The sequence below is a fragment of the Allobosea sp. Root381 genome, from assembly GCF_001429395.1.
GTDB lineage: Bacteria > Pseudomonadota > Alphaproteobacteria > Rhizobiales > Beijerinckiaceae > Allobosea.
In genome coordinates, this window is sequence record NZ_LMJT01000006.1 from 79,459 (window position 1) to 91,224 (window position 11,766).

An 11,766-nucleotide genomic window follows, 5' to 3' on the forward strand; every position below is an offset into this window, starting at 1 on the left:
CCGCTCTTCCTGTCGGCTCTGTTTGAAGGCTTATCCATGCGCATCCTCGTGACCAATGACGACGGTATCCATGCCGAAGGCCTCGCGGTGCTGGAGCGCATCGCAGCGGAGCTTTCGGATGACGTCTGGGTGGTCGCTCCGGAGACCGACCAGTCCGGCGTCGCGCATTCGCTGTCGCTGTCGAACCCGCTGCGGCTGCGCCAGATCGCCGAGAAGCGCTTCGCCGTGACCGGAACGCCGACCGACTGCGTGATCATGGCGGCGCGCTCGATCATGGTCGAGAATCGGCCCGACCTCGTGCTGTCAGGCGTCAACCGCGGCCAGAACGTCGCCGAGGACGTGACCTATTCCGGCACCATCGCGGCGGCGATGGAGGGTACGCTGCTCGGCATTCCCTCGATCGCGGTCAGCCAGGCCTATGGGCCGGGCGGGCGCGACAACATCCATTGGGACTGCGCGCAGCACCATGCGCCCGGCATCATCCGGCGGCTGCTGGCGGAAGGCATTCCCGAGGGCGTGCTGTTCAACCTGAACTTCCCGAACGTGGTGCCGGGCGAGGTCGAGGGCGTTGCCGTCACCGTGCAGGGTCGGCGCGACCAGGAGCTGCTGCAGCTCCAGCCCCGGCAGGACGGCCGCGGCAATCCGTATTTCTGGATCGCCTTCTCGCGCGGGAAGACCGAGCCGGCCAACGGCACGGATCTGCGTGCGCTCGCCGAGAGGAAGATCTCGATCACGCCGCTCGAGCTCGACCTGACGCATGAGCCGACGTTGACCCGCTTCGCCCAGGTCTTCGCGTGAGCGATAATCGCTAGACCATGACCGAGGGCGAGGGCGGCAGCATGGAGGAGGCGCCGGCCAGCGAGGGCGAGCGGACGGTCGCCTTCCTGCTGTCGCTGCGGGCACAGGGCGTGCGCGATCTCACCGTGCTGCGGGCGATGGAGCGGGTCTCGCGCGACCGGTTCGCGCCGGCCCGCTTCGCCGATCTCGCCCGGCAGGACGTTTCGGTGCCGCTGCCCTGCGGCCAGACCATGACCGCGCCGCATACCGTCGCAGCCCTGCTCACGGCGCTCGACATGCAGGTCTCCGCGCGCGTGCTCGAGGTCGGCACCGGTTCTGGCTATGTCGCCTCGCTGCTCGCGGCGATGGGCGGGGAGGTGGTCTCGCTCGAACGCTACCGCTCGCTGGCGCTGGCCGCGCATGAGCGGGTCGAGGGCAATGGTTTCGGGCGCGCGGTCGAGTTGCGGCATGCCGACGGCTTCGAGCCCGACCGGACGCTGGGACGCTTCGATCGCATCCTCGTCAACGGGGTGACCAACGCCATCCCCGAATCACTGCTGATGCGGCTTCAGCCCGGCGGGCGCCTGGTCGGGGCTCTGCGCATCGAGGGGGTGGCGCGGCGCGTCGTCGTCACGAGGCTCACCGACGGCAGCTTCGACCATGCGACCGGCCCCGCCGTGCGGCTGCCGCCGCTGATACCGGGGCTGGCGCGGGCGCTTTAGGCCTTCGCCGCAAACACTTGCGCCTCCCCACGAGGGGAAAGCGGGTCTGCCACGGCTCCCATGCTTGAGCGTCGATGCTTCCGTTCAATGCGAACTGATCCAGGGCCGCTTCGGCCCGTTTCCGTACGACCTGCGAAAAAGCAAACGACGACATCGCCGGCGAAAGACTTTCGTAACCTGAACGGGGCTTTAATCACCCTCATCGAGTTGCGTTGTTCGCGAGTGCTCTGTCCCATGCATAGTCAAGCCGGATCGGTCCATTTTCGTATCGTCCTCCGTGCGTCGACGGCGTGCCTGCTCGCCTTGAGCGTCAGTGCCTGTTCGTCCGAGGCGATGCGTTTTTCCGACGCGCCCTTTTCAAGTCCCTTCAAGACCGCCGAGGCTCCGGCCTCGGTGCGCGACCCGGCAACGACCGGCTCGATCGGCCGGACGGCCGGCGCGCCTGTCTATTCGGCGCCCGCGCAGGGCATGAGCGCGGTGCGCTCAGAGCCCCTGCCGCCGCCGCAATCGGCCGTCGCGCTCCGCAGCCATGCGCCGCAGCAGTCTGCTGGCAGCGGCTCGGGCTGGAGCGCCCAGGGTGGTACGCCGATCGTCGTTGCCCAGGGCGAGACGCTCGACACGATCTCGTCGCGCTACGGCGTGCCGCGGTCGGCGCTGATCACGGCGAACGGGCTTCCCAGTCCGCAGGTCGCGCCGGGTACGCGGTTGACCATCCCCGTCTATAACGCGGCCTCCATGGGTGCGCCCTCGGCTCCCCGCCAGGTCGCGCAGGCAGCCGGCGAAACCCGTTCGGACGCGTCACGTTTCGTTGCCGGCCCGGCATCTTCCGCGCCGGTCAGGCCGACGTCTTCCGTGCAGGGTGCTCGTGGCGGGGCCCAGGCCGAGGCCAGGGCTGCCGCCGATGCAAGGGCCAGCACCGGGCAGACGCGGGCTGCTGCTGCCGCCGAAGCCAAGGCGAAGGCCGAAGCCGACGCTGTGGCGATGCGCGAATCGCGGGCTCGTTTCGCCGCCGAGGCCAAGGCCAAGGCTGCCGCCAGGGCATCGGCGCAGGCTGCGGCCACGCCGACGGCCCGGCCGGCTGCCGTCGCAGCAGCGCCCAAGCCTGTCGCGGAACGGCCCGTCGTGGCTGCGGCGAAGCCGGCCCCTGAAAAGGCGAAACCGGTCGTCGTCGCGAGCGCACCGGCAACCGAGCCCAAGGTCACGGCCGTGCCGAAGGCCGAGCCGGAGGCCGCCGTCACCACGGCCAGCCTGCCGAAGCAGGAAGAGGCGAGCGAGAAGGCCGATTTCCGCTGGCCGGCCCGTGGTCGCGTTATCGCCGGCTTCAGCGGCCGGGGCGGCAATGAAGGCATCAACATCGCGGTTCCCGAGGGCACGCCCGTGAAGGCGGCCGAGGGCGGGACCGTGGCCTATGCCGGGAGCGAGTTGAAGGGGTACGGCAACCTCGTGCTGATCCGCCATCCCAACGGCTACGTCTCGGCCTATGCCCATAATGGCGAGTTGAATGTGAAGCGCGGCGAGACGGTCAAGCGCGGCCAGGTTGTCGCCAAATCGGGCCAGACCGGTAACGTCTCCTCGCCGCAGCTGCATTTCGAGCTGCGCAAGGGCTCGTCCCCGGTCGATCCGACGCCTTATCTGAACAACTGATCCTCCAGGTCAGTCTTCGACCGGTCTCCGCGAGACCCCGCCGGTCGGAACAAGGCGGGGCGGCCCCAGGAAAGGCCGCCCCGCTTTTCTTTTGCCCGCAGCTTGCGGGCGCCGTGATCGAAAATCTCCTCAGCCCTCATCCTGAGGAGCCGCACAGCGGCATCTCGAGTGATGCTTCAGGAGGCTCCCGCGCGATCGGAAACATCCTTCCAGACAGCCCTTCGGGCTTCCTCAGGATGGGGCTCGAATGCCAAAGCGCCAGCTACGCTGCGGATGCTCGCGATGCTTGTCAGCGACTCATCATGCATGCATAAGTTGTGCATCGGCTGGGGAGCAAGTCATGAGAGCATTGTTGGGCTTGGCGTTGGCGGCGCTGTGCGCGGGCTGCCATCACAGTGATGTCGGGGCGGATCTGAGCTTCTCGCGCAGTATCGGGCTCGGCTATCGGAATGCCGGGTTGTTCAACCCCGGAACGCTCTTTCTCTACGACCAGAGCACCGCGACGCTGACGCGGCTCTCGGACGACATCCCGCTGCAGTTGCGGCCGAGCAACGCCTCGCCGACCACGCTGGCTTCGACGCGGATCGACGGCATCGCCCTGACCGGGAGCTTCCCGAACGAGGCGGTGAAGACGGAAATCGCGGTGGCCGTCGGCACGAAGGTCAGCTTCGTCGCGGAGAACGCCATCCGCGACGATTACGAATCGGTACGCACGGGGCTGACATTGGCCTATCGCGCGGGGGTCGACGCCGGCGAGGACATGATGGGCCGCTGGTATGTCGACGAGGTCGTGCGCCAGCGGGGCAAATATTACGTCGTCGTCAGCGGAATCGTCCGCGCCGACAAGGCGACGTTGGCGGTCGGCGGGATGGCCGGCGATAACATCGCCGACGTCTCCGTCTCGGTGCCTGGGCTGGCCACGCCGGTGAAGGTCGCGCTGACCCATGGCCGCTCGGTGAACTGCTCGGGCAAATCCGCGCCCTGCTTCTTCAGCGTCTCGATCATCAAGCCCTATATCGGGCCGCAGAAGCGCCTCGCGTTCCGCGATGGCCTCGGCGTCGATACCGCCCGGCTGTCCGAGGCGCTGCGCAAGCTCTGACGGTCTCGGCATCAAGGCCGCCTGCGTCATTGCGAAGAGCGTCAGCGACGAAGCATTCCAGGGGCGGCAACGCTCTACGCTTCCTGGATTGCTTCGCTTACGCTTGCAACGACGGCGAGGGGGCTTTGTCGGGTCGAACGGCGCTTCAATCCTCGAGCCGCGTGCCGAGACGGCCCGCCAGGTCCTGGATGTACTGCCACGCAGTGCGGCCGGAGCGGGAGCCGCGCGTGGTCGACCATTCCAGCGCGTCGCGGCGCAACTCCTCGGCGGCGAACTTCAGGCCGAAATGCGCGACATAGCCGTCGATCATCTCGAGATATTCGTCCTGGCTGCATTTGTGAAAGCCGAGCCAGAGGCCGAAGCGGTCGGACAGCGAGACCTTCTCCTCGATCGCTTCGCCCGGATTGATCGAGGTCGAGCGTTCATTGTCCATCATGTCGCGCGGCAGCAGGTGGCGGCGGTTCGAGGTGGCGTAGAACACGACATTGCCGGGCCGGCCCTCGACGCCGCCGTCGAGCGCGGCCTTCAGCGACTTGTAGGAAGTATCGTCGCCATCGAAGGACAGGTCATCGCAGAAGACGATGGCGCGGTGCGGGTCGACGCGCAGAATTCCCATCAGCGCGGGCAGGCTCTCGATGTCTTCGCGATGGATCTCGATCAGCTTGAGCGGCAGAGCTTCGCCATCCAGGCGCTGGTTGGTGTCGGCATGGACAGACTTCACCAGCGACGATTTGCCCATCCCGCGCGCGCCCCAGAGCAGGACATTGTTGGCCGGCAGGCCGCGGGCGAAGCGCTCGGTGTTCTCGGCAAGCGTGTCGCGGACACGATCGACGCCGCGCAGCAGGGACAGCGCCACGCGGTTGACCTTGGCCACCGGCACGAGGTCCGAGCCGGCCGGCTGCCAGACGAAGGCGTCTGCGAGGGTCAGGTCGGCCGCCTTGCGCGGTGCGGGTGCGATGCGTTCCAGCGCGTCCGCTATCCGCAGCAAGGTGGCGAGCGTCTGGTCTGGGGCAAGGTCGGTCATGGCGAAAAGCTTTCCAAGGGCGGGCAACCGTACCCGGCGTTACGGCTCATAAAACCGTTAAGCGTCCCGCCTCGCAAAGCGCAAGGGCATTGCGCGAATAGCGCCAAGCCCATAGGTGAGGAACGCGCCGGGGGAACCGGGCGCGTCAGATTGATTTACCGGCGTTGCTGGCTATAGTCCGCGCGCTTTTCTCGCCTGACGATGGACTTGCCGCAGCCTGCGGCCGGCGGCGCGTCGCGCCGCTTCGATGAAGGAGCCCTCTTCGTGATCACCCCCGCTTTCGCTCAAGCCGCCGGTGGCGGCGGCTCCACCGACATGCTGATGTCGCTGGTGCCGTTCGTCCTGATCTTCGTGATCATGTGGTTCCTGATCATCCGCCCGCAGCAGAAGCGCGCGAAGGCCCATCAGGAAATGCTCAAGAACGTGCGGCGCGGCGACACGGTCGTGACCTCGGGCGGCATCATCGCCAAGGTCACCAAGGTGGCCGACGACTCCGCCGAGCTCGAGGCCGAGATCGCCGAGGGTGTAAGGGTCAAGCTCATCAAGGGCATGATCACCGACGTTCGCGCCAAGGGCGAGCCGGTCAAGAGCTGATAGGCGCTGCGGCTCCGCGGCGAGCCGGCGCGCGACAACAAGGCTGTTCACGCAGATGCTCCGTTTCCAGACCCGCAAGGTCATCGTCGTCCTGCTCGTGCTGCTCTTCGGCTGCGGATTCGCGCTGCCGAACCTGTTCTCGCCCGAGACACGGCAATCGATCGCGCAGAACGCTCCGTCCTGGATTCCGCGCATCCTGCTGCCGATCCATGCGGTCGTGCTCGGGCTCGATCTCCAGGGCGGCTCGCATGTGCTGCTCGAGATCGACCGCGCCGACCTCGTGCGCAGCCAGGTGACACAGCTTCGCGACGACGTCCGCCGCATCCTGCGCGAGGAGCGCGTCAGCTTCCAGGGCGGCATCAACATGACGGCGCGCGGCGTGAGCGTGCGCGTGCCGGAAGCCTCCGACCGCGCCCGCCTGCTGCCGAAGCTGCGCGAGCTCGCCCAGCCGGTCGGCACGCTCGGGGCCTTCGGGCCTTCCGGCAACAACACGATCGACATTGCGGAGCAGCCGGACGGGCTGATCCAGCTCTCGGTGACCGAGGCCGGCGCCAATGAGCGCGTCCGCCGCGCCGTCGAGCAAGCGATGGAAGTGCTGCGCCGCCGCGTCGACGCGCTCGGTACGACCGAGCCGAACATCCAGCGCCAGGGCCTCGACCGAATCCTGGTTCAGGTGCCGGGCCTGCAGGACCCGCAGCGGCTGAAGGAAATCCTGGGCCAGACCGCGAAGCTGCAGTTCCGCATGGTCGCCGACAGCCAGGGCGGCGATGTCGACATGCTGCCCTCGCAGGATGCCGGCGGCGCGCTGGTGCCCGTCGAGCGGCGCGTGATCGTCGAGGGCGAGGACCTCGTCGACGCGCAGCCCGCCTTCGATTCGCGCAGCTCGCAGCCGATCGTGAACTTCCGCTTCAACATTCGCGGCGCCCAGCGCTTCGGCCAGGCGACGACCGAGAATCTCGGCCGCCCGCTCGCCATCGTCCTCGACAACAAGGTGATCTCGTCGCCGGTCATCCAGTCGCCGATCACCGGCGGCTCGGGCCAGATCTCCGGCAACTTCACCGTCGAGTCGGTCAACAATCTCGCCATCCTGCTGCGCGCCGGCGCACTGCCGGCCAAGATGACGATCGTCGAGGAGCGCACCGTCGGTCCGGGCCTCGGCGCCGATTCGATCCAGGCGGGCAAGATGGCGACGATCATCGCGACCGTGCTCGTCGTGCTCTACATGATCGGCACATACGGGCTGTTCGGCGTGATCGCGAGCATCGCGCTCGTCGTCCACGTCTGCTTGATCCTCGGGCTGATGTCGATCTTGGGCGCGACCATGACGCTGCCCGGCATCGCCGGCATCGTGCTGACCATCGGCACGGCAGTCGACTCGAACGTGCTGATCTACGAGCGCATGCGCGAGGAGAGCCATCAGGGACGCAGCCTCGTCTCGGCGCTCGAAGCCGGGTTCCAACGCGCCTTCGCGACGATCATCGACTCCAACGTGACGATGTTGATCGCAGCGGTGGCGCTGTTCTCGCTGGGTTCGGGGCCGGTGCGCGGCTTCGCCGTGGTGTTCATCCTCGGCATCCTGACCACGGTCATCACGGCCGTGACGCTGACGCGCATGCTGATCGCGCTGTGGTATCGCCTGGCCAAGCCCAAGGCTCTGCCTTTCTGACGCCTGCCATTCTGGAGAATTAGAGCATGCGTCTGCTTCGCATCGTTCCCGACAACACCAAGTTCAAATTCGTCTGGTTCCGGCGCTACAGCTATCCGCTGTCGGCCGCCTATTCCGTGCTCGTGCTCGTGCTGTTCATGACGGTCGGCCTCAATTTCGGCATCGACTTCAGGGGCGGCACGCTGATCGAGATGCAGGTCAAGAGCGGCCAGATCGAGATCGGCCAGCTGCGCCAGACCGCCAACGGGCTCGGCTTCGGCGAGGTCGAGGTCCAGGAGTTCGGCTCGGGCGGCGAGGTCTCGATGCGCTTCGCGCTGCAGCCCGGCGGGGAGCCGGCGCAGCAACAGGTCGTGGTGCAGGCGCGCGAGGCCTTCGGCGCGGCTTACGACTTCCGCCGCGTCGAGACGGTGGGACCGCGCGTCTCGGGCGAACTGGTCCAGGCGGGCACGCTCGGCGTGGTGCTCGCGATCGTCGGCGTGCTGATCTATCTCTGGTTCCGCTTCGAGATGCCGCTCGCCATCGGCGCGATCCTCGGGACGCTGCACGACATCGTGCTGACCCTCGGCTTCTTCCTGATCACCCAGCTCGAGTTCAACCTGACCTCGATCGCCGCGATCCTGACCATCGTCGGCTACTCGCTGAACGAGACGGTTGTGGTGTTCGATCGCACGCGCGAATTGCTGCGTCGCTACAAGTCGATGCCAATCCCCGACCTGCTCGACCTCTCGGTGAACTCGACGCTGTCGCGCACGGCGATGACGGCGACGACCTCGGTGCTGTCGCTGATCGCGCTCGTCGTCTTCGGCGGCACGGCGATCGAGGGCTTCGCGCTGGTCATGCTGTTCGGCGTAGTGGTCTGCACCTATTCGGCGATGTTCGTCTCGACCCCGATCCTGCTCTATGTGGACGTCCGCTCCGGCCGCAACGTCCCCGTCGAGGAGAAGGTCGCCGCCGACGCGAAGGCCAGGGTCTGAGCCTGGTTCCGGGCATGGGGCGGGCAGGCGCATGACGGCGCGTTTCGACGGCTTCGTCCCCGGTCGCCATCCGCTCGACGCCTTCGGCGCGGGCGGCTTCCGCTTCGCCGGAATGAGCCATCGCGGCTCGATCCTCGCGACGCCGTCCGGCATCCGCATCTGGCCGGTGACGCGCTTCGCGGAGATCACGCCCGAGAGCCTGCGCCCCGTGCTCGATGAGGCGGAGGCGATCGACTTCCTCTTGATCGGCACCGGCGCCGACATCACCTTCATTCCTGCCGCCCTGCGCGAGCATCTGCGCGCGGCCGGCATCACGGTCGAGGGCATGGCGACGGGGGCTGCGGCACGGACCTACAATGTGCTGGTGGCCGAGGACAGGCGCGTCGCGGCAGCGTTGATCGCGGTGGACTAGCGCATTTTTCGATCGCCTTGGACGCTTCTCCAGGGCGGCAGCGCTCTATGTGCTCCTGGATTGCTTCGCCGCGCTCGCAGTGACGGGACACGTCCTTGCCAAATCGCGCCTGCCATGCCGGTGAGGCGTAGCCATGCGCCGCCGGCTCGTCCTACACTGGTTGAGCAAGCTTGGAGGATCGGACCGAAAGCGGAATCCACTTTTCGGATCAATCCGATGCTGAAACAACAAGATGGATCGAAGCTTCGCGCCCGGTAGGACGCGCATCGGTCCCGTGATGCAGCGCCCGATCGAGGCAGAATGTGATGCCGCAGGCAACCGAGACCGACCGCCGCAGCGAAGCCGCAGGATCGCCGCTGCCGCAGGCCTATGCTCATTGCGCGACGCTGGTGCGCGAGCAGGACCATGATCGCTACATCACCTGCCTCTACGCCCCCGAAGCGCAGCGTCCCGCGCTGTTTGCGCTCTATGCCTTCAGCCACGAGATCGCGCGGGTGCGGGCGCTGGTCAGCGAGCCGCTGCCGGGCGAGGTCAGGCTGCAATGGTGGCGCGACCTGCTCGAGGGCCAGCCCGACGGCGAGGCGCAGGCCCATCCGGTGGCAGCCGCACTGCTCGATACGATCGCGCGCTACAACCTCCCCATCGCGCCGCTGACCGGCCTGATCGAGGCGCGCATCTTCGACCTCTACGACGATCCGATGCCCTCGCTGCGAGACCTCGAGGGCTATGCGGGCGAGACATCGAGCGCGCTGATCCGGCTGGCCTCGATCGTCCTCGCCGAAGGCCGTGATCCCGGCGGGGCCGCTGCCGCGGGCTATGCCGGCGTCGCCTATGCCTTCACCGGGCTGATGCGGGCCTTCCCCTGGCACGCGGCCGAGGGGCAGGTCTATCTGCCGGCCGACCTGCTGGCGCGCAGCGGCGTCACCCGCGACGACATCGTGCGCGGGCGGGGCGGGCCGGGCCTGCTCTATTCGCTGAAGGAGATGCGCGAGATCGCGCGTGGCCATCTACAGAAGCTGCGCGACCTGCGCGGGACGATTCCCGCCGCCGTGATGCCGGCCTTCCTGCCGGCGGGGCTGGTCGAGCCCTATCTCAGGCGGATGGAGGTCGCGGGTTACGATCCCTACCGCACGATCATCACCCTGCCGGCCTGGCGGCGGCAATGGGCGATCTGGCGCGCCGCGCGCCGGGCTGTCTGACGGACAGGAAGGCGACCAACGAAAAAGCCCCCGGCCGAGGCCGGGGGCTTTGTCTTCTGCGGCTCCGCCGGGGTGCCTCGGCGGAGCGCTTCTGGATCGAACCGATGCTCAGACGTGAACCGAGCGGCTCTTGATCACCAGGATCGCGAAGATCGAGAGCAGGCAGCAGACGACGATGTAGCCCGAGACATAGACCGGGCTGCCATTGGCCCAGCCGACCAGCGCCTGGGCGATGAAGGGCGTCGGGCCCGCGACCAGCACACCGTTCAGCTCACGCGACATCGCCAGTCCCGAGAAGCGGTAGCGCGTCGGGTAGAGATTGGTCAGGAACGCGCCCTGCGCACCGGAGGTCGAGCCGAAGCCGAGCCCGTAGCCGAGCGCGATGCCGACCGTGCACCAGAGCAGGCTGCCGGTGTCGAACATCCAGAACAGCGGGAAGGCGAGGGCGCCGATGACGAGCGCACCGAAGATGTAGACCTTGGCCGCGCCGATCTTGTCCGCCAGCACGCCCATGAAGCCGACACCGACGATGCCGAAGAGCGAGCCGATCGTCACCGCGATCAGGCCGTCCGTGCGGCTCATGCCGACCGTGTTGGTCATGTAGCTCAGCGAGAAGGCGCTGAGGATGTAGGCGTTGGCGTTGTGCGCCGTCACCGACAGGAAGCCGAAGAAGACCTCCTTGGGGCTGTTGCGGAAAAGGTCGCCGAGCGGGACGGACTGCTCGTGCTTGCGTTCTTCCGCCCGGGCCATCGCCGCGACATATTCCGGCGTCTCGTCGAGATGCTTGCGGATGTAGAGCGCGACCAGGAACAGCACGCCCGACATCAGGAAGGGCACGCGCCAGGCCCAGCCGAGCAGCACCTCTTCCGGCAGATAGGAGATCGCCAGGAAGGACAGCGTCGCCAGCATGATGCCGACCAGCGTCGCCGCGTTGGGCAGGCTGGTATAGAAGGCGCGCCGGTTGGCCGGTGCGTATTCGGCGACGAGCACGATCGCGCCCGCGAGCTCCGCGCCGGCGCCGAAGCCCTGGATCAGGCGCATCAGCACCAGCAGGATCGGCGCCATGATGCCGATGGTCTCGTAGGTCGGCAGCAGGCCCATCAGCACCGTCGCCACGCCCATCATCGCGATGGTCAGGATCAGGGCGGGCTTGCGGCCGAACTTGTCGCCGATATGCGAGATCACGATGCCGCCGACCGGGCGGGCAAAGTAGCCGACCGCGAAGGTGGCGAAGGCGGCCAGCACGCCGGTGGTCGGCGAGAGGTTCGGGAAGAACAGCTTGTTGATGATCAGGCCGGAAGCCGCGCCGTAGAGCGCGTAGTCATACCACTCGATGACGGTGCCCACGGTGGCGGCCGTGACGGCCTTGCGGATGTTCGCGTCGGATGCTGCCGGACGCGCCTCGGCGGTTGTCGTCGTCATATCTCTCGGAATTTCCTCGATATTGTTCTGCTGGCGCCTTCGATAGGCGAGCTGATGACGCACTGCCACAGCGCTTGCTGCATCGCGGCATGCGAAAACCCTGCTGACGATGGGGCAGCGAAATACCATCGAAACGCCGCAAATCGGCATATTCGCGCAGTTGCGCCGGAGAAACGGGGCTAAATAGGGGCGTTTTCTGTTCGCGGGCGCCGCATTCGACTTTAGTCGTATCC

General features: G+C 67.3%; 11 protein-coding genes. 9 read left to right on the top strand and 2 right to left on the bottom strand.

The window, feature by feature from the left end:
* Positions 1–36 precede the first annotated feature (36 nt).
* The 4 genes from surE (at position 37) to ASE63_RS07975 (ending at position 4,242) form a co-directional block, all read left to right on the top strand.
* Positions 37–798, top strand: coding sequence for a 5'/3'-nucleotidase SurE (gene surE, locus ASE63_RS07960; protein WP_056799211.1), 762 nt, complete (start codon positions 37–39; stop codon positions 796–798).
* Positions 799–815: 17 nt separating this feature from the next.
* Positions 816–1,499, top strand: a complete 684-nt coding sequence (locus ASE63_RS07965) for a methyltransferase domain-containing protein (protein WP_056799214.1) — start codon at positions 816–818, stop codon at positions 1,497–1,499.
* 333 nt (positions 1,500–1,832) lie between these two features.
* On the top strand, positions 1,833–3,143 hold the full coding sequence (locus ASE63_RS07970; protein ID WP_056799215.1) for a peptidoglycan DD-metalloendopeptidase family protein: 1,311 nt from the start codon (positions 1,833–1,835) through the stop codon (positions 3,141–3,143).
* 340 nt (positions 3,144–3,483) lie between these two features.
* Entirely contained in the window at positions 3,484–4,242 is a 759-nt protein-coding gene (locus ASE63_RS07975; protein ID WP_156410243.1) for a hypothetical protein, read from the top strand.
* A gap of 145 nt (positions 4,243–4,387) precedes the next feature.
* Here ASE63_RS07975 and ASE63_RS07980 read toward each other — a convergent pair whose 3' ends face one another.
* Entirely contained in the window at positions 4,388–5,266 is an 879-nt protein-coding gene (locus ASE63_RS07980; protein ID WP_056799221.1) for an ATP-binding protein, read from the bottom strand.
* A gap of 264 nt (positions 5,267–5,530) precedes the next feature.
* On the opposite strand from ASE63_RS07980, the gene yajC reads away from it, so the two are divergent.
* The 5 genes from yajC (at position 5,531) to ASE63_RS08005 (ending at position 10,111) form a co-directional block, all read left to right on the top strand.
* Entirely contained in the window at positions 5,531–5,860 is a 330-nt protein-coding gene (yajC, locus tag ASE63_RS07985) for a preprotein translocase subunit YajC (RefSeq protein WP_056799332.1), read from the top strand.
* Between the two features lie 55 nt (positions 5,861–5,915).
* Positions 5,916–7,526, top strand: coding sequence for a protein translocase subunit SecD (gene secD / locus ASE63_RS07990; protein WP_056799224.1), 1,611 nt, complete (start codon positions 5,916–5,918; stop codon positions 7,524–7,526).
* A gap of 26 nt (positions 7,527–7,552) precedes the next feature.
* Positions 7,553–8,500, top strand: coding sequence for a protein translocase subunit SecF (secF, locus tag ASE63_RS07995; RefSeq protein ID WP_056799232.1), 948 nt, complete (start codon positions 7,553–7,555; stop codon positions 8,498–8,500).
* 31 nt (positions 8,501–8,531) lie between these two features.
* On the top strand, positions 8,532–8,912 hold the full coding sequence (locus ASE63_RS08000) for an MTH938/NDUFAF3 family protein (RefSeq protein WP_056799236.1): 381 nt from the start codon (positions 8,532–8,534) through the stop codon (positions 8,910–8,912).
* Between the two features lie 305 nt (positions 8,913–9,217).
* Positions 9,218–10,111, top strand: a complete 894-nt coding sequence (locus ASE63_RS08005; protein WP_056799239.1) for a phytoene/squalene synthase family protein — start codon at positions 9,218–9,220, stop codon at positions 10,109–10,111.
* Positions 10,112–10,219: 108 nt separating this feature from the next.
* Here ASE63_RS08005 and ASE63_RS08010 read toward each other — a convergent pair whose 3' ends face one another.
* Positions 10,220–11,533 (bottom strand): MFS transporter, encoded by a 1,314-nt coding sequence (locus ASE63_RS08010; RefSeq protein ID WP_056799242.1) that lies wholly within the window; start codon positions 11,531–11,533, stop codon positions 10,220–10,222.
* Between the last annotated feature and the right edge of the window lie 233 nt (positions 11,534–11,766).

Coding starts and splice junctions, on each gene's coding strand:
- surE (WP_056799211.1), top strand. CDS start 37: ATGCGCATCCTCGTGACCAATGACGACGGTATCCATGCCGAAGGCCTC.
- ASE63_RS07965 (WP_056799214.1), top strand. CDS start 816: ATGACCGAGGGCGAGGGCGGCAGCATGGAGGAGGCGCCGGCCAGCGAG.
- ASE63_RS07970 (WP_056799215.1), top strand. CDS start 1,833: ATGCGTTTTTCCGACGCGCCCTTTTCAAGTCCCTTCAAGACCGCCGAG.
- ASE63_RS07975 (WP_156410243.1), top strand. CDS start 3,484: ATGAGAGCATTGTTGGGCTTGGCGTTGGCGGCGCTGTGCGCGGGCTGC.
- ASE63_RS07980 (WP_056799221.1), bottom strand. CDS start 5,266: ATGACCGACCTTGCCCCAGACCAGACGCTCGCCACCTTGCTGCGGATA.
- secD (WP_056799224.1), top strand. CDS start 5,916: ATGCTCCGTTTCCAGACCCGCAAGGTCATCGTCGTCCTGCTCGTGCTG.
- secF (WP_056799232.1), top strand. CDS start 7,553: ATGCGTCTGCTTCGCATCGTTCCCGACAACACCAAGTTCAAATTCGTC.
- ASE63_RS08000 (WP_056799236.1), top strand. CDS start 8,532: ATGACGGCGCGTTTCGACGGCTTCGTCCCCGGTCGCCATCCGCTCGAC.
- ASE63_RS08005 (WP_056799239.1), top strand. CDS start 9,218: ATGCCGCAGGCAACCGAGACCGACCGCCGCAGCGAAGCCGCAGGATCG.
- ASE63_RS08010 (WP_056799242.1), bottom strand. CDS start 11,533: ATGACGACGACAACCGCCGAGGCGCGTCCGGCAGCATCCGACGCGAAC.